Genomic DNA, 25,737 nt, shown 5'->3' on the forward strand with positions numbered 1-25,737 from the left:
GAGAAACATTGACCGAACAAGATAAATTTGTTGAAAAAGTAGTGCTTCGCAATGAGTTTGCCACCGAAAAACAACTACAAAAGGCCAAAAAAATACTAGAGGCGAACCCGGGAAAAAGCCTTATTCAGGTTATCGTCCATGTAAAGTTCATTAGCAAAGAACAAGCGAAATCTATTTTAAAGCTCTATGAAAAGAAGCGTCTTAAGAAGAAAAGTGTCAATCAGCCTCAAGAAAGTTCTCCAATAAACGCAGGTCCCGCTTTTCTCGATGATTTTCATGGTGGCGGAGCACCTACTCATACACCAGCTCCCACACCTACTCCTGCACCAGCTCCAAGTCCTGCTCCTCAACCGCAAATTAGTGTTAGTCACAGTGGTGGCTCATTCTCTTCCTTGGAAGAATACTTGCTTCATGCACGCGGAAAGAACGCCTCGGATATACACCTAAATACAGACTGTAAACCACTGATGCGTTTACACGGAAGTCTCATAGAACTAGGGGGAAGCATCTTTTCTGCCGAAAAAGCACATCAACTTTTATTTTCGGCACTGACTCCGGAACAACAGCAACAAATTCAAGAAAAAAAAGGTCTCGACTTTAGCTATATAGACCAACAGGGAAATCGCTATCGTGCCTGTATCGTAAAACAACGTACGGGGTGGAATGGCGCCTTTCGTATTATCCGTAGAACCCCACCGACCTGCGAAGAACTGGGACTTCCCGAAAATTTAAAGCGCCTTGTCGAATACCACCAAGGACTTGTTCTCGTTACCGGGCCTAAGGGAAGTGGAAAAACCACCACTTTGGCCAGTTTAGTTGACCTAATTAACCAACAGCGCGAAGATCATATTATTACAATAGAAGACCCTGTCGAATATGTGTTCTCTCCTAAAACTTCACATATCAATCAACGTCAAGTTGGCAAGCATACCGCAAGTTTTTCCGCGGCTCTACGTGCCGCACTTCGTGAAGATCCCGACGTAATTATGATTGGGGAATTACGCGATCTAGAAACAACTTCTCTCGCGATCAGTGCTTCGGAAACAGGGCACTTGGTATTTGGTACGCTACACACCACTTCAGCAGGACGGACAATTGAACAAATTATTGATGTATTTCCTCCCGACCAACAAAGCCAAGTGCGTACAATGATCTCAGAATCCATCAAAGGCATTATTTGCCAACAGTTAATACCGCGTAAAGATGGTAGCGGACGTGCTCTTGCTTTAGAGATTATGTTTAATACCAACGCGGTGGCAAATCTCATACGTGAACGCAAGTTGTTCCAGTTGGGTTCGGTAATGCAAATGGGGAAAAAGCAAGGCATGGTAACATTGGATCATTCACTATACCAATTGGTAAAAGATGGCGTAATTGATGGTCAAGTAGCATATTATGCTGCGGTTGATAAGAGTAGATTTCAAGAGTGGGCACCGAAAAAAGACTTTTAGGAAGGACTGGTTATGGCTAAAATTGACAGTTTGTTTGAAGTAATGTTAAACAAAGACGCATCTGATTTACACTTAAGTGAAGGGCAACCACCTAAAGTAAGAGCTCATGGACGTATTAGCAATCTAGATCACCCTGTTCTTACACGACAACACATGGAACAATATCTACAGGAAATTTGCAGCGCAGATCGTTGGCAACATTTTATCGAAGTAAAAGATTTAGACTTTGCCTACGGCCTGGGAGATAAGGCGCGTTTTCGTGCCAATTATTTCTTCCAAGAAAATGGTATGGGGGCTGTGTTTCGCGTCATTCCTTCCGAAATAAAATCACTAGACGATTTGAATCTTCCCAAAGTTCTACGCAGTTTTTGCTACATGAACTCGGGACTTGTACTTGTCACTGGTCCCACTGGATCTGGTAAATCGACCACTTTGTCGGCGATGATCAATGAGATTAACGCAAAAACCGCACGACATATCATTACGATTGAAGAGCCTATTGAATTCGTGCATCCCAACAAAAGATCCATTATTTGCCAGCGCGAAGTGGGGATTGACACCAACTCATTCGCCGATGGTTTAAAGAACGGCTTGCGCCAAGACTGCGATGTTATTCTCGTAGGAGAGATGCGTGACTATGAAACCATTTCTCTTGCCGTCACAGCAGCGGCCTCGGGAACATTGGTATTTGGAACACTACACACCAATTCAGCGATAAAAACCGTTGACCGTATCATCGACGCTTTCCCAGCCGATCAACAAGCACAAATTCGCACAATGTTGAGCGATTGTTTAAAAGGTGTTTGCGCACAACTTCTTTTAAAGACAAAAGACAAAAAGGGTCGTGTTGCGTGCAATGAAATTCTTATTGGCACAACGGCTCTCGCTTCGTCGATACGCGAAGGGAATATCGGTAACATTCGCAATATCATCCAAGGAGGAAAAGGCATGGGCATGCAACTCATGGATGATGCCATTCAAAAAGAGCTCAACAACGGTAAAATCTCAGGTGAAGAAGCTTATCTCAAAGCAACAGATAAAACGCGTTTTTCACAGTACGCCTTAGCATAAGAAGCAAATGTGCGCAGTACTTGCTGCGCACATTGCCGGAGCAAAATGCAGCAAATAAATAATCGGTATACCTTACAAAAAATAATCGGTCATGGTGGAATGGGTCGTGTTTTTTTGGCTTACGACCAATTGACAAGGCAATCTGTGGCTGTCAAAGAGTGTATTGTACAAGATGCGGAACGCTTAAAGCGCGAATACTATTTTCTACAACAGTTGCATCACGACAACTTGGTGAAAGCCATTGATTTTTTTCACTCCCAAAAACGTTATTTCTTGGTTCTAGAATATATTGAAGGTGTAACGCTTCACGATGTAATCACCAAGTCCCCTCATTCGATCCCATTTCACAAACAGCTAGAAATTGCCCGAGGAATATGCCGTGCAGTGGCTGTACTCAACGAAAACAAAGTTATTCATCGCGATATCAAGCCAACAAATATAATGCTAACCCCAGATATGCAGCCCAAGCTACTCGATTTGGGAATTGCAAAGTCCACAAGTGGACAACTGCAAACCATCACTAAAGCCAACAATATCATCGGCACACCACAATATATGAGCCCAGAACAGATTGACGATCAGATTGAACCCCAAGAAAATCTCGATGTATTTTTATTGGGTGTTGTTTTTTATCAATTCTTTTCCTGGAGTGAACACTCTCCGTTTTATGCGGGGCACACCGTATCTACTTTTAATAAAGTGGTAAATTTTGATCCACCGCCTTTGGTATCTATGCTCCCAAATCCGACCGCGCATCAAAAATATATTTCCGACGTGATCACCCAAGCTTTGCAAAAAGATCCGCAACAGCGCATTGTGTCGGCACAAAAGTTACTAGACATGATGGAACGCCGCCCCCCACGACGACACCTGCCAAAAGAAAAAAATTCACGCAACATATTATTATGGGTGTTGCCCACCGTATTACTTTTGGGAGCACTGCTCTTTTGGAATACATCGTCCTCTTCGCCAACACTTGCTTCATACATTCAACAAGCAAACACAAACTCGGTGCTGCATTTCAATAATACGATTCATCAACTAGACGCGATGAGAGACAAAAAATTTTTTACATCGTCCAAAAACAGCGATATCGAAAAACTTATCAGCAATTTTTATTTGCAAAAATGGGACAATGACACAAAGAAAATCGCGGGGAAATTTTTAGACGATAACACTCAACCTCTTGGAATGTTTTATGCGGTGCGTTTATTGTTATGCAGTGGTGAGTTCAACATTGCCACTTGGTATGCCGAACATTTTCGCTTTAAATTTGCAGAGCTCTTTACAGAACTTGATCACCCCTGTTTGCTGATCGCAATGCGCACGCGTAAAAAGAGCTTCGAAATTCTAAAAAATTGGACGCCTTCTCCTTTAGTTGTGCGAGAAAAACAAATATACAACTTACTTTGGGATATTACCATTTTAAAGGGGTTTAAGAAGAGAGGTAAATGGCAACATTATGTCGTCGCACCACAACTACAGTCTTCTATTTTTCCCGATGTTTTTCAACTCATCAAAAAAGTTTCGTACGATATGGTAGACTTGAATGTAGAAAAAAGAAAAGAATTTATCACGGGCATAGAAAGAAGAGTTTTAAAACGCAATTTACAACAGCAAAGTCTTTTTATTTGCAACATGCTTTTATCGCTAAAATTTGAAATGCAAGATGATCTAACTGCGATAAAAAGAGATATAAAGAGCTTCACCCAAATGTATCCGTCATACCTTCCCACACAATTTTTCTTGGGAAATTTTCCCGATTTACAAAAGATCGATCGCACAATTTACGGGAGCAACAGCACAGCTCAGATAAAGGGTACTCTCTACCAATGCATTCTAGGCACAAATGGAAATTTACGCAAAAGATATGTCGACTACCTATACTCTATCGTACCTGAGTGGCACTTTAGCCACGTGTATAAAGCGCAATTCTCCGCAAAAACACCAACTCAAATGGCACAGCACACCATACAGGCGACATTACTACGTCCACAAATTTTTCCTGGTTTTCCGTGGGCTGAACTCATTCGTCAAATGCCTCTACGTGAACAAATGAAATTCTCTTTACATGTAAACTGGTACTTTTCCTATCTAACCCAACAACCACTGATACAAAAAAACCCTTTTATCAAACAGTTGCAAAGCCTTCTTTATTTGTTAAATCGCTATATCGCCGCCAACGCAAAACGCGACGAGCGCACCGAAATATTACCCCTTGTTTTAAACTATCAAAATGCCAACATTTCTTATGCGGACATGATCAGCAGCCCAGATATCGAAACCTTTTCTACAGATATCATACGCCATGCGATTATCCACAAGAGATACCAAGACATACAACAACTGCTACAAAAATTTCCCAATGCGTTTTTGCAAGGCATTGTTTTCTCACGTACCGATGAAGCATTACAAAAAATTTACGACCTATTTGAGCAATACAAACAACAAAATGTTTTAGCACAGCACGATCTTATCTTTAGCTGTGAGAACTACATCTTAGCACGCAAATTTAAAGACCAACAATTGCGCGAAGACGCTTTAAAAGTGATGCGCAATGTAAAAAACACGCAATTGCTTTCGGTGTCGGGTTTTATAAATGGCTTACGTGAAAAAGTAGACCCTGATTATTACACCTTTCCTTTATCTGTTAAAGATTGTAACCGTACTATTGCCCGCTATATAAAACGACAAAAATACGCGCAAGCCAAAAAAGTCTTAGAATACGCGTATCGCATATTGCGCCTGGAAAATGTTTCTTTTGCCGAGAGCGAACAATTGCGTGAGTATGCGCGAATGTTGAAGCAATACGAATGAAACACATACAACAAACACAAGTCATCCACAATAACGAGACCTACCGCGGACATATATTTTATCTCGATAAAAATGTCACACAGTATTGGGAAAACGTACATTTTTACAATTGCAGTTTCCGTGGAGATATGACGATTGGCAATATGAAAAATTGCACTTTTGAAAACTGTAGTTTTTCAGGAACGGTAGGCGTTAGGATCCAATTTTTGGGCGATAAACAAATACCGGAATGGTGTTTTATGCTACCACATGTTGAGAGGCTAAGAATCTACGATCCACAGATAACATCTCTTCCTTCGAATATTGTCGAATTGCAAAATCTCATCGAACTGGATGTTTCGGGATGTAGTGATTTACGCATGTTAAATGGCATTGAAAATCTTGATAGTCTGCGATTTCTCAATTTGAAAGAGTGCTATTGGGTAGATCAAAATTGGGTACAATACGCACCGCAAATTACAGAGCTGAATCTAAATTCGGTGAATTTATTTTCGCCACAGTTGCACATCCTAAAAAATTTGGAAAGGCTCTCTCTTAAAAACGTTCCATTTTGTAATTATGACATTTTTAGCAGTATGCCGCGTTTGTCTTATTTAGATATTAGCGGTGGAAATTTTGCTGGCGATGTAGATGTTTTGAAAAATTTACACAATCTAAAATTCCTCGACTGTAGTAATGTGAGAGGTATTCATAATGCAGAAACTTCTTTTTTTCTTTTTCTTACAAAACTAGAATATCTAAACGTATCGTCAATAGCAATAGATGAATTACATTTACATCTTCCACATCTAAAAACACTCAAATTAGAACGCTGCTCCGCATTACGCAACATCGACATTGATTGCGAAAAACTTCGCTATTTGACACTCAGAGATTGCCATAACCTCGACAATCTTGATTTTTTAAACAAATTGCACAACTTACGTCATCTAGATACACAGTATTGTAAAGCGCAAAAAAATCACACATTATCTCTACCATCAACCATAGAGCACTGCAATATCATAGATTGTACTTCGATTGCACAAGTCAAAAACACCGATCAACTTAGTAACTTAAAAGAACTACATATTGGCAGCAATGTGTTAGACAACTTTGATTTTTGCAAATTATCACATGTGCGAAGTTTGCGACTGAACAAAATTTATTTAGAAAGTGAAAACAACATTCGAGAAGTACTACAAAGTGCGAATGTAGAATGTTTGGATGTGGATGGAAGAGTTTGTGGTATAGATAATCTCAAAAATTTGCGTGAGTTGCGTTTACGGTACTGCACACTAGATGATTTTTCTTCTCTACCAACCAGCATCATAGCCGTACATTTGCATCATTGTCATTTTATTAACCGCAGCATTTTTGACGCGTGGCGCCATATCCGTAGCTTACATATTGAAAGCGGCTCTACCGAAGCATATTTTCGTGTCATACCCGAACTAGAAAACTTGACGACTTTGTCCATTCGTGGAGGTACCATGAGTGATTTGGGTGGATTGTGGGAAAACAGCAGTATACAAACGCTTCGGTTAGAAGCGTGTCATAATCTGAGTAACATAGAGGCGTTGACAAGTTTTACAAAATTACAGTGTTTATCGATTAAATTTTGTTCTCAGGTCGATTTTTCGTGTTTAAAAAAGTTACAAAATTTGCGCGTATTGACATTATATAATGCCAATACACAGACAATACCTGGATTGGAAAATCTAAAATCTACAGATATTCATATGACAACAGTTAGTGAATAACACCTTCCGCCACCGCCACCATTTTTACGCTAGAAATACTCACACTTCTTATTTGCGAAAATGGTACGTATATTGTTTCCCCAATACCACTTATGAAAACGAGATTTATTCCAACTTCTGGACGACTACCGATTGCATGGAATGTCATCGGTCGTCTTTTGCTACCACTACGCAAAATAATTTTCTGCCCCACCAATTCCTCAAGCACATCTAATGTGGATAGAGTAGTCGGAGAACTTTGCGCATATGTATTTTGCTGATATACACAAAAACTCGCCACACACACGAGTACTATTGCGATCGCACTAATGATTTTCTTATTCATTTGTTGCTCCATTTTAGTTATGTTTATAAATGCTGACATAGGGCTTGCATATGCATGTATTCGGCTCCCCCGGTGGGGGCATCGCAAACTAGCATACCTCTCTACTTATTTCCCCTTCATCACATGAATATCACTTCCCGCGACGATTTCACCTATTTCCGCAAATGACACGTTACGTTTTTGTAAACCTTCGCGTAGTTTGGGAAGGTGATCCTGGTTCACCGAAATGAGGAGGCCACCCGAAGTTTGTGCGTCGGCGAGTAGTAATTGCGAAATAGCGTTGATATCTTCTTCCCAGTTAACATCGCTCATCACTGCCTCTAAATTGCGTCTCGTTCCTCCAGGGATAAATCCATCTTCCGCAAGTTCGCGCACCCCGTCAATGAAAGGTATGGCGTCTAAATAAATTTTTGCGGCCACCTTACTGCCTTTCACCATTTCGTTCAAGTGTCCAAGAAGACCATATCCGGTAACATCTGTACAAGCATTCGCTCCGGCTTCTTGCATCGCTTCAGATGCCGCTTTATTCAGCGTTGCCATGATGTTCACAGACTTAGCGATCATCTCATCACTAATCTTTTGCCGTTTAATGGCCGTACTCACAATGCCTGTTCCCAAAGGTTTAGTCAGTACTAAAGTATCTCCCACTTGTGCCGTGGAGTTACGTAATATTTTTTGTGGATGTATTGTACCAATGGCAACAAAACCAAACTTGGGTTCACTGTCGTCAATAGAGTGCCCCCCAATAATGTTTACTCCTGCCTCCTGAGCTTTTTCGGCTCCTCCTTTGACAATTTCGCCCAACACAGAAAATGGCAAAGTATTCTTAGGAAAACCAATCATATTCAGCATGGTAATCGGTGTTCCCCCCATAGCGTACACATCACTTAGTGCATTTGCCGCTGCGATCATTCCAAAACTGTAAGGATCGTCGACAATCGGTGTAAAGTAATCTAGAGTAACAACCAAAGCGATTTCTGGGGTAATTTTGTAGACACCACCATCATCGGCCGTTTCTGCGGCGACGAGTACATTGGGATCTTGGATAATAGGTAAGTAACGGAGAACCTCCGTCAAGTCTTTCGACCCTATTTTACACGCTCAGCCTGCCCCATGAGACAAAGTCGTCAATCGTGGAATATCTGTGTTGTCCATTTATCACCTCAATTTTGTTTTATTTATAAAATACAGTTGTGACTATAGCATAAACGCACATAAAAGAATCGAACTTTAACACCGTGCGTTGTAGGGGCAGACCCGTGTCCGCCCGTCCCTCAAAATAACGATAGACCTACGCATACAATTATAACTTCCTCATAATATTTACGAGTTTAGCGAAAATTCAGCGAAAAAAAAAGACATTTTTGCCACAACTACTACTTTTACCTTGCCTTAGCCTTATAAAAGTTCTTGACGGGAATAATATATTCTGCTACACTCTGAAACCTAAGTATTGTCTATGTTTAAAAGAAAACGACATTTTGCACATAAAGGAATTTAGATGGCCATTCACCCAACAGCTATCGTAGATAAAAATGCGAAAATAGGAAAAGGAAATGAAATAGGTCCCTACGTTATTATCGAGGGGAACGCGGTAATCGGTGATAATAATCATATTTATCCACACGCCTTTATTGGTGAGAATACCACAATTGGTAATAATAATGAGATACACATGGGAGCTGTTATTGGACACTTTCCACAAGACAAGGCATTTAAAAAAGATAGCAAGACTTTCTTGGTTGTAGGAGACAACAATACCTTCCGCGAATATGTAACCATTCACCGAGGAACAGAGCCAGAAAGCACAACAAAAATAGGTAATGGTTGTTTGATTATGGGTGGTGCTCACATTGCCCACGATTGCCAAGTGGGTAATAACGTTATTATGGCAAATATGTCTGGTATTGCCGGATATGTCGAAATTGAGGATGGCGCTATTTTATCCGGTGGATCTATGGTTCACCAGTTTGTACGTATCGGTAAAATGGCTATTTTATCGGGTAATTGTCGCATAAACATGGACGTTCCTCCTTTTTTAATTGCAGGTGAACGCAATCAAACCTGGGGTGTCAATATTGTGGGACTCAAAAGAGCTGGTTTTTCCAAACAACAAATACGCGATCTGCGTAAATTGTATAGCTTGTTTACACAAACAGGTTCACGACAAAAAATGTTAGACGGGATTAACGAAGAAGATTTTAGCGAAAGCAAAGAATTTGTTGATCACTTTGTTTCTTTTGTTGAAAAGTCAAAGAGAGGTACTTGCTTTGCCGTAAAGCAGACAAAAGAGTAAGATATGTTCCGCCCCGTAGTTTTGCGGAGCGGAAAATGTTATTTTTAAAACAATGTGTAAATAAATGGAGCACCACTACCTGCTTGAGCCCCAAGAGCAATAATGGCGATCAACAATGCAAGAACAATGGCGATAGGAATCATCCACCACAGTTTATTTTGCCAAAGAAAAGTAAAAAATTCTTGAAAAATATTCATATCTTGATTGTCTTCAAAGCCAACCTCTTTTTTTTCTTCCGCCATATTTATTTCCTTAATACTGACGATAATAGTTCTTCACTATTTCCTTTGTTTCCCAATAACTATCCAATTTTTTATCCGGTCCTTTGGTGATGACATTACACCATCGGCGATAAAGTAAACCTACAGGGGTGAACAGTAAATAAAAAATAGCGCCTAATATTATTTTTTGTACTACCCATCCTATAGATTGGCCCAATAGCATCCATAAAAAATACACAGGACGCATGAGCCACGAAGTCAAAGTTGATAGAGTAAGGACTACACCCGCAACCATCCACCATAGGATAAGAGATTTAGGTTCGTTAATAAATGTTTCTAAAGATAAACTCCAGTCGCTTTTGTGCCATTGCAAAACTCCACCAATGACAAATACTCCCATACCAAAAATGCGACCGAAATCTACCACCGCTTGACGCGGATCTTTCCATATTTCTTTAGGGTGACGAAAATCCATTGTTAATCCAATGCAAACTGAGCTAAGTAATCTTTAGTTTTTTGTTCCACGGTTTGTTCTTCTTTAAGTAGAATCTGTTTCTCAAGAACAAGAACATCCATTCCGGTATTGATAAAACACTGAAAAGCATCGTTAGGGTTGCACACGATCGGTTCTCCACGAACATTAAAACTAGTGTTCACCAAAACAGCACACCCCGTTTTTTCACGGAACTTCGCCATGAGCTTGTGCAGCACTGGGTGACGAACTTTATCCACAGTTTGTACACGCGCACTGTAATCGACATGTGTAACGGCGGGAATATCTGATCTTGGTATATTGAGTTTTTCAATTCCCCACAACTTTTGCTCTTCTTCTGTTAACTTGCGTCTCTTATTTTCGACAACATGTCCCACGCGTAACATATACGGACTAGGATCTACGAGGTCAAAATATTCTTGCGCATGCTCCTCCATAACAATCGGAGCGAAAGGACGAAAAGATTCACGAAATTTGATTTTTAAATTCATAATGCTTTGCATCTTTTTGCTGCGCGCATCACCAATAATGGAGCGTGAACCAAGAGCACGAGGACCAAATTCCATCCGTCCTTCGAAAAAGCCAATCACTTTACCTTGTTCCAAAAGCTCCACAAGACGCTCAATTTGATCATCCCAATTGTCATAGCTTGTGTACTTTGCGCCTATACCGTCTAAATAACGCCGTACTTCGCGATCGGAAAACTGTGGGCCAAGAAGAGACCCTTTTTGCAAATCGTCTTTTTCATTAACTTCGCGTTTCTTGTCGAGAATTTGGTGCCATAAAAATAATGCGGTTCCCAAAGCCCCTCCTGCGTCACCTGCTGCGGGTTGAATGAAATATTTATCAAAGATACCTTCTTTGATAATTTTACCGTTTCCGACACAGTTAAGTGCTACACCCCCCGCCATACACAGATTTTTTTCACCTGTCTCTTTGCGTATGTGTCTTGCCATGCGTAACATCGCTTCTTCTACAACATCCTGTACAGCAGCGGCAAGATCCATCTCGCGTTGGGTGATTTCTTTTTCCGCTTTTCGCGGAGGACCGCCAAATAGATTCGCAAAACGACTGTTGGTCATCGTTAAACCTTGGCAATAATTAAAATAGTCTAGGTTAAGACGAAAGCTACCATCTTCTTTTAAATCAATGATGTTATCATAGATTAATTGCGCATATTTTTTTGCGTTGTCTTTATCTCCGTAAGGAGCGAGTCCCATTACTTTATACTCACCAGAATTTACCTTGAAACCAGTGTAATATGTAAATGCCGAGTACAATAGTCCCAAAGAATGAGGGAAACGCAGGTGTTTTGTTATTTCAATCTTGTTACCGTTCCCTACACCAAAAGAAGAGGTTGTCCATTCCCCCACACCATCGATAGTTAGAATAGCTGCTCTAGTAAATGGAGAAGGAAAAAAAGCGGAAGCAGCATGGCTTTCGTGGTGGTCAGCGTAAAGGATAGGTCCTTGAAACTTTGGTAGATGTTTGCGAATTTCGCGTGGAATAAAAAGTTTTAACCCTAACCACAGAGGCATCGCCTTGCAAAAAGATAAAAATCCTGCAGGAGCAAAAGCGAAGTATGTTTCTAGCAAACGGTGGAATTTGACGATGGGCTTATCATAAAAGCCTATGGCGTCTAACTTGGAGGCGTCAATTCCCGCTTCAGACAAACAATACTTGATGGCGTTTTCTGGGAACGCTTCATCGTGTTTTTTTCGGGTAAACCTTTCTTCTTGTGCGGCAGCTACAATTTCTCCATCTTTGATAAGCGCTGCGGCACTGTCGTGATAGTATCCAGAAATTCCTAGTATATAAGTCATTACATACCTTACTAAATGATTTCCCCAGCATACGCTGGGGACGATAGTTATTTTGTAACTTGTAGAATTTGTTGTATTTTTTGCTCTGCAAAAGCAGCAATAAAAATACTTCCTTGTGCGTCAAAGGCTATTTTCTGTCCATCAGGTGAAACAGAAGGTCTTTGCGCGATAAGAGATAGATTCTGTGTAAGATTTACAACATTTTGGCCATCAACACTCGCAAGAAAAATATTGCTTTGTGTAATTTCGTGACCATTATCTAATGCTCTATCAAAAACGATCCCTGTACTGTCAGGCATCCAGGCCGGATTATTACCTTGCCCAATGCGTACAGATTTACCACTTTCGACGTTTACTACATGGATACCATTTTTGAGGCTTTCATATGCAACAAATTTGTTATCAGGAGAAGCAACTGCATTAAAAATAACATCATTTTCCAATGAAATTACATGTTCTGCAACAGTTAGCGTTCCGTCTTTGACAACTGCGATTGGCATATCAAGCCCTGCAAAAGTACTTACTGTTTTACCAGTAACAGTATCTAATAGCTTTGTTTCGTCTTTTGCTCCGCAAACGATTTCATGGCTAGAAATCCATTTGGCATTATAGGTGTTTGCAGAAGAAACGTTATGGATACTGTAATCATCCATTTTCATAACACGAACACCATTGTAACCTGGGTGTGTTATCAACAACGCCGTTCCATCTGGAGACCATTTGGGAGCCATATAAGAGTCAGAAGTTCTAATTTCTTCATCTAGAGCGGTAAGAGTAGAAACAATTCCTGCATGGATTGCTTCCGCAGCTTTTTGGCGATAATAAGAATCTCCTAGTTTGGAAGAGTCGCTTTTCTCGTCAATGAAAGCTAATTCACATAAAATAGCCGGCATATTCGTATGTTTTATTACATAGAAATTAGCGGTCTTTGTTCCGCGGTCTTTGGTACGCATTGCTCTAACAAGGCGAGGGTGTACGCTATTGCGCATAGAAAAAGATGTACTACTTCCCTTTGTATAAGCGAATGTTTCTGTACCATTGGCGCTTTTATTAAATGCATTACAGTGAATACTTACAAAGCGCTTTACTCCTAAACTATTTGCATAGCTTGTACGTCCTGACAAACTGACAGTCTTGTCTGAACTACGTACAAGGTAAGCTTTCCAACCACTTTGTCTCATTAAGTTGTATAAACGTTGGGAAACATCGAGATTGATAGTTTTTTCTTGCAATCCCCAACCAACTGCTCCGGGATCACTTCCACCATGTCCCGCATCAATACAGATGCTTTGAGCAAAAATAGTTGTTGTCGCGATAACAATCCATAATAAATTTTTCATAAAACCTCCCTTTGAAAAATAGTATGTCGCCATTATACACAAAATTGCATGCTAATAAAACTTTTTAATAGTCATTTTTGCTAGATTATAGTATGTTAACTACTCAGAGTTTATTGGGATTATATTCAGAGAAAATGCACCTTACGTAGTTCACAAAGGAATTGTTATGCGTATATTTATTTGGAAAAATTATTTTAAATGGCTGAAGAAAATATTTTCGTCTCCCAAATACTATTTGGGGGTAGTTTTATGGTTACCAATGTTGATTGTAAACCTCTATTTTTCCGTCATGTTGTTGTCTGTCGTTGCGTACGGTATTATCTCCTGGGGAATTTTTACACTACTGGGTGACCCAGGTTTCATAAAATCCAGTACCTCTTATGACACACAACAAATTGAAAAAGCCATTGAAATAGATTCTACAGGAAAAATGTTTGTTGCCTGCTGTGTAAGTGGTGGAGGAAGTCGCTCGGCGATTTTCGCAGGAGAAACGCTTTACTTGTTAAATACAATTAACGATATTAAAGATCCGGAAAATGCTTTTCAAAACAAAACAAAAAAAAGCACCAACATCTTAAACTCCTTTGACTTCATCAGTAGCGTTTCTGGTGGTAGTATTGCTGCCGCGAGTCTATGCATACAAAGGCCATGGGAATCTACCGCTGGCTGGGAAAAATACAAAAAATCGCTACAAATTCCTTTCCAACACAAACTCTATCAGTATTTGGCAAACCCTCTTTATTTTGGAGAAATTGCTCTAACACATCGCGATCGAACCAATATAATGGAAAAGGTGTGGAACGATTACGTTGTGGAAAACAAAAAAATGGGTGATCTTGCTCTGCGCCCACGATTGTTAGTAAACTCCACTTCATATAATCTCGGCAAAAAATTCGTATTTACCACACTTTCCAAATCTAACTTTAATGATATGTTAGAGATTTATCCATCCTTATTTACCAATTTAGATCCATTCCCCACCGCAGCAATCACTTTGGATGAATTTCAATTAAGTAGTGTAAACTGTCCTATTTCGACCGCGGTCGCTGCCTCAAGCGCTTTTCCCGTTGGTCTACCACCTGTGACCATTACTGGTTACCAAGGACAACAAAGTATCAATCTACATTTAAGCGACGGAGGAATTTACGACAACCACGGCATTGAAACGGTTTTGCAATTATTTAAGCAAAAGATAGACAATTACTACAATGGTTTACAAATGCGCATTTTTGGTGGACTCGTCTTTGTAATCGACGCCTCACTACCAGCAAAAGAACGCGTAGATTCTCCCTCAGAACTCGATATGATTTTACACACAACAGAAGTGTACGAGAAGCGCATGCAAATTTACTTTGATCGCTTCTTGCGCGATCAGGTCAATTTAAGTGGTGAAATACGTATACCATTAAAGTTTGTACGTTTTAGCTTAGGAGAGTTGATTGGTATTTGGCACCTAGCACAACAAAATCCACAACAACGCCAGGAGACGCTTGACAAATTGCAACAACAATTAGATCGTGGAATTCACGCAACTAATTTACAAGCAACACAGCACTTTTTAGACGAATGGTTTAAAAAATCACAGGAATGGTGGGGAAACTTCAACAAGCAGTGTAATGAAACTGTGGGTTCTGATGTAGAGAGTTTCATGAAAGAGTTAGAGGGACTACCGACAAATTTTGCACTCTCAAAACGGCAAATAGCGGTAGTACAAAAGGCCGCTCAGTTAATTTTTGCCATGAAACAAAAAGAAATACGTCAGGCCTATCAAAGTCTACAAGACAACCTAAACTCATTCAAAAATATCGAAGATTTTACCCGAAGAGACATCGCCAAAAACCCAACACTATACATATTCGAATTTATGCGCCGTCTACAATTGGCCAACAACGATACCAAAGTTTGGGTAGGGGACTACGCTCCACTACAATTGGCTTTTCGTCGTTTATCACTTCCGCAATCTTTACAAAAGAAGATTCAAAAAACGATTGACAACATACAACTAGTCAAAAATCAAGAAGCAAGTAAAACCTTCGATAAAAGTCTACAAGTTCTCAAAAAGCAATGTGCAAAAGCATTTGCTTACAATAGCCTAAATGGAAAGTGAGATAATCATGTTGCGTATAATTCTATTTTCTATGTTTGTTTATGGTTTGCTTTTCGCGGACGACAAAAACACGACAATGTCACTTTCCATCAAAAAAATTATGGCGGATCCACAAACATCTGTAGGAACTTTACCATCGGCCATTCGTTGGTCAAGCGACAGTAGTGCCATTTACTTTCGTGGTAAAAAAGTAAATGACAATAATCTGTATCGCGTAGATGCACAATCCTTAGAGATAACAGCTGTGGATAAAATGGAACCAACGGCGCGTACCAACAAAGCAAAAACCGCAAAAGTATACATAGAAAACGGTGACATATATTTCATTGATATACAAAAAAATACAACGCAACGTCTCACAAAAACACTCGCACGAGAGGCAGGGGCCTACTTTTCTGATAGTGGTATTGTTTTTACAAAAGAACAGAACCTTTACTTGTGGTCTTTAAAGAATCATTGTTATGAGCAGATTACCAACTTTGTCAAAGGACATAAACCACCAGAAAAACAAAGTAACGATGAGGCGTCGCAATGGCTAGAAAAGCAACAGTTGGAGTTGATAGAAACTCTACGCAAACGTAACCAAGACAAAAAAGAGACATCGACTTCAAAAGAAAAAACACCTTGCAAGATCTACACCGAAAATAATACTCTACAAAATGTAAAACTCAGTCCCGATGAACAACATGTAACCTTTCGCTTATCTAAAACGGGCAAAGCAAAATCAACCATTGTGCCCAATTACACCACCACCTCCGGCTACACGCAAAATATGAATGCACGTAGCAAAGTAGGTACCGTAAAAGACACGAGTAAAATGGGGATTTTTGACCGCGAAAAAAATAAAGTGTACTTCGTTGATACATCGGATATTCCAGGTATCAAAGATCACCCATCGCATGTACGCAATAAAAAGGCCCCTAGAGATGTTATTATACATGGTCCATTTTGGTCTGCAAAAACCAACGACTGTGTAGTGGTCGTTCTCGCCCACGACAATAAAGATCGTTGGATCATGAAGCTAGACCTTAGCAATGGTAAATTATCGCTCATCGATCGCCAGACAGATGAAGCGTGGATTGGAGGACCAGGTGTCGGTGGGTGGCGTTGGAGCAGTGGCAACATTGGTTTTCTTCCTGACAGTTCCCATTTATGGTTTCAGTCAGAAAAAACAGGCTACTCACATCTTTATATTTACGATCTGCAAAAAAACACAAAAACACAACTCACATCGGGAAAGTTTGAGATTTACTCCCCCAAAATATCAGCAAATGGCAAACATTGGTATTTTACCGCAAATAAAACCCATCCTGGAGAACGCCACCTCTTTCGCATGCCAATAATGGGCGGTGAGATGACGCAAATGACGTCCATGCCAGGAAATAACGAAACATATATTTCGCCTGATGAAACAAAAATTGCCATCCGCAATTCCTTCTGTAACAAACCATGGGAATTATTTGTCATGGAAAATAAACCCGGTAGTAACGCACGACAGGTTACACACTCGACCTCGGAACAATTTCGTCGTTATAAGTGGCGTGTTCCACAGATAGTTACTTTCCCAAATCGCCACGGCAAAAAAGTTTACGCGCGACTATACCGCGATACAAAAAATACCAACCCAAAGCCAGGTGTCATTTTTGTTCATGGTGCTGGCTATTTACAAAATGCACATAAATGGTGGAGTACGTATTTTCGCGAGTACATGTTTCACAACTTCTTAGTGGACAATGGGTACACAGTTCTCGATATCGATTACAGTGGGAGCGCAGGATACGGTCGCGATTGGCGTACCGCAATATATCGTCACATGGGCGGAGATGATCTAACCGATCAAGTAGATGGCGCGCAATTTTTGATCGCACAATGTAATGTAGACCCAAAAAACATTGGCATTTATGGTGGTTCGTATGGTGGTTTTATCACACTCATGGCGATGTTTAAAGAAGCAAATACGTTTAAAGCCGGAGCAGCTCTTCGTTCGGTAACAGATTGGGCGCATTACAACCATCCTTATACTTCCAATATTTTAAACACGCCGGCGGAAGATGAGAAAGCCTACAAGCGTAGCTCTCCCATTTACTTCGCAGAAGGCCTCAAAGGAGCGCTTCTTATATGTCATGGAATGCTAGATCGTAACGTTCAATTTCAAGATGTGGTACGTTTAGCGCAACGCCTCATAGAGTTAGAAAAAGACAACTGGGAACTCGCGGTATACCCACTAGAAGGACATAGTTTTGTCGAACCAAAGAGTTGGCGTGATGAATATCAGCGTATTTTTCAGCTTTTCGAAAAAAATTTAAAGTAGGATGTAAACATGTTACATAACTGGAATCGCGAAGCCGATGTGTGGCACAAAATACAAACGAAGTACAACCTTAGTTCTAGCAAAGACGCCATTTCTTTTGTCAAAACAATTTCGGCGGTGCGCAGTAACTTAGTTGCGGCACTAAACCTTGGGAAATTGCCCAAGGAAAAAATGCAAGTTTTTCAAAAGTGTTGGGGCGGATGGTTAAACGAATTAAAAAAAGCTGGTTATGTTCTACATCCGCAACAAATGGGAAATTTAACCAAAGAAGTGGGGAAAGTGATTTATTGCTGCTCTCCTCGTGCCCAAGCCAAAAAAATGATTCTAGTCGTACCAGGGCTAAAAAAACGCGGAAAACTCCTTTTGCCTCCGGTGACAACGGTCATACTACCGAGTAACACTCCATTTCCCGATTACCACAAAGCAAAAAATTTTGCCACACACTGGCGGGGGATTTTAGGGGAAGTAGAGCTTTTGACGATCCATGCTCGTATGCAACCACAAACGAGTTGTGCCATTGAAAGTATTTATCGCAATAAAGCGGTACCGGTCTCAGTAGAAAACCGTCAAAAAATAATCGATGAAATCAAACGACGCAAAGAAGTTTTAGAGCGATCGTTATCTTCGCAAGCAAGCAGTTACCAAATTGCCACAAACTATTGGCGCGTAGAAGAATGCTTCTGGAGTTTGTTCCACGACGACGATCGTCCGTTTGGTCATTCATTTTTTGACATGTTGTGTAAACGCGTGCAAGATTGGCGCGGTTATTTAGCGCGCAAACACAAAATTTTCGCCAAAGATTTTGTGATAAAAAAAGATTCTTTGGGTGCCATCAACTCCTATGTGGAAGGTATTATCCTGAAACAGCAAAGTGGGATAGCTAAAGGAAAAGTACTGCGACAATTACGCCCAGCTTTAACTCTACAGGAAAAGAATTTAAAACGCACTCTCAAAGGTCGTGTCATTTCAACTTGATGTAAGAAGAAGTCATGTCTCTGGAATTAAAAAATATCAGCAAAACCTTCGCAAGCAAAAAAGTCCTTAACAACATTTCATTGAGTGTTTCCGAAGGCGAAATCTTAATGTTGCTAGGACCATCTGCCGCAGGAAAAACTACCTTGCTACATATCATCGCTGGTCTACAGAATGTCGATTGTGGATCAGTAATTTTTCAAAGTAAGGATATGGCCCACGTGCCTGTACATCAACGTAATATAGGCTTGTTATTTCAAGAATCTACCTTACTTCCCCATTTAACCGTAGAGGAAAATTTGCGTTTTGTTTGTCGTGCCAAGAAGTATTCCCCCCAAAAACAGAATGCGGAAATCGTCAAAGTTATCAAAGACCTTCGTTTAGAGAATTTGCGATATCGTTATCCACAAAACCTATCAGGGGGCGAAGTACAACGTGCAGCTCTCGGACGCGTACTCATCCGCAAACCGTCTCTAATGCTACTCGATGAGCCTTTTGCACATCTTGATGTGAAAACCCAATACGCTTTACGCAGTAAAGTAAAACAAATATGTCGTGACTTAAAAATTCCCGTAGTCTATGTAACTCACAATCAACAAGAAGCATTAGCGATGGGAGATAAATTGGCGATTTTACTATCAGGTCAATTACAGCAACTGGATACTCCACATAACGTGTACAATTTTCCCAAAACATTAGAAGTCGCGTCTTTCCTGGGAGACCCGCCAATGAATATTATCAATGCGCAAGTGGAAAACAGCCTATTAAAGATAGATAACCAGCAAACCGCAATTCCAACGAACTTGACCAATGGCCAGATAACTCTAGCCATACGCGCGCAGCACATTACGCTTGAACATCAGGGAGTTTTGGGAATTGTTGATGATATAGAATTTCATGGGCTAGGATTTTTATTTTACGTACGTACACAGGCGCAACGACTGATGGTTTTCTGTCATGAAAAAATAGCAGAAAAGGGTGACGAAGTCTTTATGAATTTTGCGGTAGACAAAGTTATTATTTTTTGAAAAACGCAATTTTGCAGTTGTATTTTTTGATAAGCGTGTTATTCTATTATATATATAATATACATTACAGGAGGCCGTATGATTTTTCCGTGGTTAAAAACAATTGAAAATCTAGAAGACAATCTTGATAAAAAAATTGCGTTGCAACAACAACAAATAGACTTATTAAGACAAGAAAACGAGACAATTCGCAAAGAGTGTGAGGGTATTCGCCACATGTTTGTCAACTTACTTGGACAAACAACAAAACTCATTGCCCAGACCCAAAATCAAAGTCAAAATAACAACGGTTCCTCTCCTTTTTATCTAGATAATACTTCAGAAGAAACACAACAAGAACTAGAAAATCTGAAGCAAGAAAATGCATACCTACGAGAAAAAATCGAGGCCCAAGAAGAAATCATTCTTCGCTTAAACGAAGAACTTGAAGAAGACGAAAATCCATCCAACTAAAACTAGTTGTTTTGTCTATTTACCTCATTACGCAATCTCAAAAATTGTACATTCCACGGTTCATCTGCGATAGCTCTATCAATAGCTTTTTTTGCCGCAGCATATTCTTTTTGGCTAAAATGTAAATCTGCCAGCCAATATCTTTGTATTGGTTGTAAATGCTCAATTCCTCTCAAGATATCGAGACATTCTTGGTATTGCTTTGGTGACGGGGCCCTTTTAAAAATACCATATGCAAGAGCACTTCTTTCTAGTTTACGCAAACTACCATCGTCTACAATCATCGCCCGAAAACTTAAAAAATTAATCCGAAAAACGGTCAATTGGTCTTCGATTAGCACCTTATTTAATAGCCTCTGCAAATAAGCAGCATGATCGGCATTGAATTCGTCGCGCATGGAGGCATGGATTTTTTCGATCTCGTAATTTTCATCGTATAAAAAATGGCGATATCCAAAGGATAGCCACTCTTTCTCATTTTTCTTTTCACAAATATTGTGCAATTCATTCAGCTCGGGAAAAAATCTTTCTGCATTGGAAAGATCGAGAGAACCGGTTTTTTTCATGCGATTTTGTATGCGATGAAAACCATTGTTGATATAAATGGTCACTAGCGACACTAAAGCAACATCGCGAACGCGCTTTTCGGGAGCGTGAAGTGCATACGATCTTAACCGACTAACAAGGTCAGGACTCGTGCTCATCGCAATCCCAAGACGACTGTAATAGTCTTTATTGTTCATGAAAGCCAATACCATGGGAGTCATTGCACCAAACTTGCGACGCATCAAAGAAAAGGTAATAAAAAAACGCATAATTTTATTATCGTCACTCATTAAATGCTGTAACACTCCTAAATCTTTCGTTTTAAAATTCTTCTTTTTAGAAAAATAAAACATAGTTGCAAAACGCACGATGATATTTTCGTTAGCATTGACGAGAATATCCTTTAGAAAATGATCTGGTGATAGTCTCAGCACACACTGTAAACGCAAAAAAAGATCTGATTCCTCTTTTAGGTACTCACGAAGTTTTACAAAAATCTTAGGAGAGCAGTCTGCTGTAATACCGCTTATGGCCACAGACCTGACAAGAGAAGAACGGTCTTGCATCGCACGCAATAATTTAAGTTCGTAAGAAGGCATTTGTGGGGTGAGTAAATTTAAGGCAAAACCTCGTTGATGCTCGTCGTCACAGTTCAAAAAATAAGACAATATCTCATACGCTTTTTGGTCGGTGTTGACGTTCATCTTCGCAAGTGCGTGGAGTCGTACAAACGGACTTTGTGCTGGTGCGATCAGTTGTTGCAGTATGCTTTGCGAGTGTACGCACTTGATTGCTTTTACTTTGATAAATGGCATAACTTGCGCAGCAATTATTTCTTCACCGATGTCCACCGCGATCTCTTGCTCGTTCACGTACAATTTACTTTCTCGCACTGTAACCGAGGAATCCTCTAGCTGCAGCAGTTTATTTTGATACTCGCGCGCAAGTGATTTTAAAATGAAAACCACATTCAAATCATCGCTATGCAAAACTGTCGTGGTGAATGTAAAGGCCTTGACTAAATCCAATTCAAAAAATATTTCCGCTGCATAGTAACGAATGATCTCATTTTCATTTTTATCGCAGATAATTTCGCGTAAAATACCAAAGACATCTTTTCTCCAAGAGTACAATTTACGGAGGCCATGCTTTCTTTGTAATTGGACATAGGTCACGATAGTGCGCAAAATAAAAACGCGCATATTTTCAATGTAATGCTTACGAAGATCCTCGCGCAGTCGTAGCAATTTTTTTGTGGGTACTTTGTGCGTGGTCGCCAACAAATCGTCAATGTATGCAATCGACGTCTTGGGGTGAAGTAACATTGCTTTAAAGGCACTCTTTTTTGGCTCTGGATCGTGTTGTTCGAAAAATCGGTCGATAAATTTTTTGATTTGCGATTTTGTCGTAGGCTGTTGCGCGTAGTGCAAAAATTTATTTTGCATTATTTCCGTGCACAGCTTATTTTTTTGCTGCTGAAATAAATCGACACGCCGTCTTGTATATTGTAGAAATGAACGTTCTTTGAAGACTTGCTTGACCGTGAACAATAACTTTGGTGATGTACCGCTCAAGGCCATGTCATAAATATTTTCGACAGCAAATATATTGAGTGGATCTAATTCAATACAGCGCAAAAAATCATATATCCCCTCATCATGCCGTTTTGCTTTCTGAAAAACTTCACCTCTTTTTTTGAAATACTTTGCTTCCCAAGGAACAAAAGCAATGCATTGTGTCAAATATTCGATCGACTGTGAGTATTTTTGTTGTTTTTCCAAACACAAAGCCAAGTAATACGGAACATCCACATTGTTAGGATCTAGTTTTTGAGCTTGTTGCAAAATCGGATACGCTTGTGCAAAATCGTTGTGCTCCACAAGTTTTTTTGCTTCCGACAATAATTTTTTACCGCGCTTTGCATCTTCTAAACTATCTGTAATATACTCATTATACCACTGCGGTGATGGAGAATACTGCTGCCATCCCAAAAATACCGCACTAAAAATAACAACGACACTACTGATAATAAGCCACCCTTTGGAAAAGAACCAACGCTGACCACGATACAAGTACTTGAGGTATTTAGGCAGGTTAGGAGTGTCTTTGTATTTCTGTAAAGCCGTTGCAAATTCCATGGCATTAAAACGCTTTTGAGGATTTCTATTCATCGCGCGTACGCAAATTTGATTCAACGCATCGGGAATCGAGCTTGCATACTTTTGTGGTTCAGGAGGTATACTTTTGATCACCTTGCGATAGGCAGCGATCATATTATGATCTGCAAAAGGAGTTTTCCCCGTGAGTACCTCATACAACAGCACACCCAAACTATACACATCGGCTTTGGAAGAGAGATTTTTTACCCCGCGCGCTTGTTCAGGAGAGGTATAGTGAATTGTTCCTAAAATGTCGCCATCCTTTGTAAGAGTAGCTTGCCCAGGAAGCTTTACCAAGCCAAAGTCTGCAAGGTATGGAGTAAAATTTTTATCGAGAAGTATATTTGCGGGCTTAATGTCGCGATGAACTATATTTTTTTGGTGTATGTAATCAACCGCCTTGGAGATTGTCACGAGTATATCAATGCATACATCTATTTTATCGCGATTTGCTTTGAGAAATTGCTCAAAATCAATACCTTCTATATACTTCATCGTAAAATATGGAATACCTTTTTGTTGTCCAAAATCATAGATAGGAACGATATTCGCATGTTGTAATGTCGATACACCGCGCGCTTCTTTATAAAAACGTCTGATGTAATCGCGGTCGCAGTGTAGTAAGGTTTTGAGAACTAAAAGACGCGTAGAATCTTCACGAACCACCAAGTAGACCACTCCCATACCGCCACGTCCTAGCTCGCGAACAATAAAATACTTGTCGAATTTCATTTGTGAGGGGATATACTCGTGTAAACTGTGCATAATTTCCACATACTCAAGCACCGTAACCCACTTTTTGTCGAGTATATACTCACCCAAATTGCGCTCATGTTCGTTACAATAGCGCAATCCCTCCACCAAAAGATTCATCGCAACGCAATCTTGTTCTTTCAGTTTTTTGGCCAAGTAGGTGTTGTAAGTAGAAAATTTTTGCATAGTAGTTTAGATTTCGATATGGGAAGAGCAAATAAGACGACAGCATGAATTGAGCCTCATCACAATAAACCCAAAAAAATATCTATCCAGGATACAATTGAAAAGTTTATTTCTGAATTATCAATTTCCCTGCATCAAAGCTCAATGAAACTAAAAATCCGTGTTGTAAATTTTAGCAATTTTTTAAGCAAAAAATCAATTAAATTTCTTGACGAAATCACCAAAGATCATTGACATTCCGTTATAGAAAAAAACTGGAAAGATGGTATCAGTTCTATCCATCTGTGAAATGTATCCCTGACAGCTCAAGCCCATTGACTTAAGAAAATCTAGTAAGTAGGTTTTCGTTTTCTTTTATAGTAATTAACTTGTTTTCGAGGAGATTTAACTCGGGGTCGAGGGCGATCTTTTCGAATGCAAGTAGGAGAAGAAAGAAAAAGTTGAGTAAGTTTTTCAAAAAGTAAATCAGAGTCATTTTCAAAAAGTAAATCAAGAGCGTAGTTTTTAATGGTATTAAAAGAAACGGATTTATTGACCTGCTGAGGATACTTATTGCTAGAAGTTTTCTGATCAAGAATATCTTGAGCATCTTCAATAAGAATAGATTCAAGACCACTAATGTAAATAGTAGCATAGAAATCTTGTTGAACAGATAGAGTAGTTTTGCCAGTGAAATTCTCAAGGTCAAGACGGTTTTTAATGCGATCAAAGAAAGTTTCTATACCCCATCTAAACCAATAAAGCTCTTTAAAATCATCAGTGGGGTACAATTGTTCATCCACTAAGGAAGAAACAAGGACTTCAACATCACCTGTATCAAGCATAACACGAACAAAACGTACAGAAATTTTCGATGGTAGAGACTGGTCATTAACTAATTTCTTTTTATCGTCAGGAGGTTCAATAGTTGTAATACAGCTCTCAATTTTCTGCTTAAACATTTTGTTTGCTTGATAGAAAGAATTAACAGGACATCTAACTACAAAATTGATACCTTTTTTACATAAATGTGCTAACAGGGTATATGAACAATAACCTCTGTCGAAGAGAATGAGATCATTTTCATTTGCATGTTGAAAGTGTTTGTAAGCAAATAGCTCTTCATCTTTTTTACAGTGTCCTATTTCGCTATCAATTGCGATTTCGTTTAGTAGATCATAAAGTACTGACACTGTTGCAAATGCGTGTGATCCTTCTACACTTATGTTTTTATTTTTATATCTTATTGTGCCAAAATGTTCTTCTATCTCTTTTTCATTTGGAAGTCTTACTTTTGATCCGTCTATTGCACATAGACGAAAACCTTTGTATTTTCTGTAGTCTTCATCTTCATACAATGTTTCAACTACTGCTTGCTTATTTAACTCTATAAAGGCTGTATAATTCAGCTTTTTCCTTGCTTTTGTATATGCTCCTGAGGTTACCGTTGTAAAATTTGTAAGCAAGTCTTTTACGAATTCGTTTAGCCTATTTTGTATTGATTTTATGCTTTTACGTATCATGAATACCATTAATCTTGAAAAAGGTAGTTTTCTTTCTCTTGTAAAGTCTTTTTCGTTTTTACGATGCATTTTTTTGAAACGCTCTGACTCTAATAGTTCTTTACTTTTATCTATTACTCTTTTTTTTCATAATCTCTTCTT

18 protein-coding genes are annotated in these 25,737 nt (G+C 39.5%); 10 read left to right on the forward strand and 8 right to left on the reverse strand.

The features are described from left to right. Positions 1-8 precede the first annotated feature (8 nt). The 4 genes from UABAM_RS29955 to UABAM_RS29970 are packed head-to-tail and all read left to right on the forward strand — an operon-like array spanning position 9 to position 7,081. A complete protein-coding gene (locus UABAM_RS29955; RefSeq protein ID WP_261343933.1) occupies positions 9-1,451 on the forward strand; it encodes a type IV pilus twitching motility protein PilT in 1,443 nt (480 codons plus the stop codon). A 12-nt stretch (positions 1,452-1,463) separates the two neighbouring features. Further along, positions 1,464-2,522 carry a type IV pilus twitching motility protein PilT gene (locus UABAM_RS29960; protein WP_151971666.1) on the forward strand — a complete coding sequence of 353 codons (1,059 nt, stop codon included), beginning with the start codon at positions 1,464-1,466 and terminating at the stop codon, positions 2,520-2,522. Between the two features lie 45 nt (positions 2,523-2,567). Continuing rightward, positions 2,568-5,339: a serine/threonine-protein kinase gene (locus tag UABAM_RS29965; RefSeq protein WP_151971667.1), complete on the forward strand. Its 2,772-nt coding sequence runs from the start codon at positions 2,568-2,570 to the stop codon at positions 5,337-5,339. Next, on the forward strand, positions 5,336-7,081 hold the full coding sequence (locus UABAM_RS29970; protein WP_151971668.1) for a leucine-rich repeat domain-containing protein: 1,746 nt from the start codon (positions 5,336-5,338) through the stop codon (positions 7,079-7,081). The genes UABAM_RS29965 and UABAM_RS29970 overlap by 4 nt, the downstream gene beginning before the upstream one ends. On the opposite strand, the gene UABAM_RS29975 is transcribed toward UABAM_RS29970, so the two are convergent. Further along, positions 7,071-7,406, reverse strand: a complete 336-nt coding sequence (locus tag UABAM_RS29975) for a hypothetical protein (RefSeq protein WP_151971669.1) — start codon at positions 7,404-7,406, stop codon at positions 7,071-7,073. The two genes, UABAM_RS29970 and UABAM_RS29975, sit on opposite strands and share 11 nt — an antisense overlap. 105 nt (positions 7,407-7,511) lie before the next feature. After that, entirely contained in the window at positions 7,512-8,561 is a 1,050-nt protein-coding gene (gene selD / locus UABAM_RS29980; protein ID WP_151971670.1) for a selenide, water dikinase SelD, read from the reverse strand. 346 nt (positions 8,562-8,907) lie between these two features. Here selD and lpxA point away from each other — a divergent pair, with 346 nt between their 5' ends. Further along, the gene (gene lpxA / locus UABAM_RS29985; protein ID WP_151971671.1) at positions 8,908-9,702 is read left to right on the forward strand and encodes an acyl-ACP--UDP-N-acetylglucosamine O-acyltransferase; all 795 of its coding nucleotides are present in this window, start codon (positions 8,908-8,910) and stop codon (positions 9,700-9,702) included. A gap of 44 nt (positions 9,703-9,746) precedes the next feature. Here lpxA and UABAM_RS29990 read toward each other — a convergent pair whose 3' ends face one another. The 4 genes from UABAM_RS29990 to UABAM_RS30005 are packed head-to-tail and all read right to left on the reverse strand — an operon-like array spanning position 9,747 to position 13,579. Next, positions 9,747-9,944 carry a DUF5989 family protein gene (locus UABAM_RS29990; protein WP_151971672.1) on the reverse strand — a complete coding sequence of 66 codons (198 nt, stop codon included), beginning with the start codon at positions 9,942-9,944 and terminating at the stop codon, positions 9,747-9,749. Positions 9,945-9,954: 10 nt separating this feature from the next. Next, positions 9,955-10,398 carry an SxtJ family membrane protein gene (locus UABAM_RS29995; protein ID WP_151971673.1) on the reverse strand — a complete coding sequence of 148 codons (444 nt, stop codon included), beginning with the start codon at positions 10,396-10,398 and terminating at the stop codon, positions 9,955-9,957. 2 nt (positions 10,399-10,400) lie between these two features. Then, on the reverse strand, positions 10,401-12,239 hold the full coding sequence (locus tag UABAM_RS30000; RefSeq protein WP_151971674.1) for a carbamoyltransferase family protein: 1,839 nt from the start codon (positions 12,237-12,239) through the stop codon (positions 10,401-10,403). A gap of 47 nt (positions 12,240-12,286) precedes the next feature. Beyond that, the gene (locus tag UABAM_RS30005; protein WP_173013658.1) at positions 12,287-13,579 is read right to left on the reverse strand and encodes an N-acetylmuramoyl-L-alanine amidase family protein; all 1,293 of its coding nucleotides are present in this window, start codon (positions 13,577-13,579) and stop codon (positions 12,287-12,289) included. 166 nt (positions 13,580-13,745) lie between these two features. Between UABAM_RS30005 and UABAM_RS30010 the strand changes: the two genes are divergently transcribed. From UABAM_RS30010 to UABAM_RS30030, 5 genes are all read left to right on the forward strand, one after another. After that, complete coding sequence (locus tag UABAM_RS30010) at positions 13,746-15,686, forward strand: patatin-like phospholipase family protein (protein WP_151971676.1); 1,941 nt, start codon at positions 13,746-13,748, stop codon at positions 15,684-15,686. 7 nt (positions 15,687-15,693) lie between these two features. Then, a complete protein-coding gene (locus UABAM_RS30015) occupies positions 15,694-17,997 on the forward strand; it encodes a S9 family peptidase (protein ID WP_151971677.1) in 2,304 nt (767 codons plus the stop codon). Between the two features lie 9 nt (positions 17,998-18,006). Further along, positions 18,007-18,972 (forward strand): hypothetical protein, encoded by a 966-nt coding sequence (locus tag UABAM_RS30020; RefSeq protein ID WP_151971678.1) that lies wholly within the window; start codon positions 18,007-18,009, stop codon positions 18,970-18,972. Between the two features lie 14 nt (positions 18,973-18,986). Next, positions 18,987-19,997 carry an ABC transporter ATP-binding protein gene (locus UABAM_RS30025; protein ID WP_151971679.1) on the forward strand — a complete coding sequence of 337 codons (1,011 nt, stop codon included), beginning with the start codon at positions 18,987-18,989 and terminating at the stop codon, positions 19,995-19,997. A gap of 78 nt (positions 19,998-20,075) precedes the next feature. Continuing rightward, the gene (locus UABAM_RS30030; protein ID WP_151971680.1) at positions 20,076-20,450 is read left to right on the forward strand and encodes a hypothetical protein; all 375 of its coding nucleotides are present in this window, start codon (positions 20,076-20,078) and stop codon (positions 20,448-20,450) included. Positions 20,451-20,452: 2 nt separating this feature from the next. Here the strand turns inward: UABAM_RS30030 and UABAM_RS30035 are convergent, their stop codons facing one another. Both UABAM_RS30035 and UABAM_RS30040 read right to left on the reverse strand, forming a co-directional pair. Then, complete coding sequence (locus UABAM_RS30035; RefSeq protein WP_151971681.1) at positions 20,453-24,094, reverse strand: serine/threonine protein kinase; 3,642 nt, start codon at positions 24,092-24,094, stop codon at positions 20,453-20,455. Positions 24,095-24,423: 329 nt separating this feature from the next. Continuing rightward, positions 24,424-25,710, reverse strand: a complete 1,287-nt coding sequence (locus UABAM_RS30040; protein WP_261344000.1) for an IS4 family transposase — start codon at positions 25,708-25,710, stop codon at positions 24,424-24,426. Between the last annotated feature and the right edge of the window lie 27 nt (positions 25,711-25,737).

Source organism: Candidatus Uabimicrobium amorphum, assembly GCF_009002475.1.
Lineage (GTDB): Bacteria > Planctomycetota > Uabimicrobiia > Uabimicrobiales > Uabimicrobiaceae > Uabimicrobium > Uabimicrobium amorphum.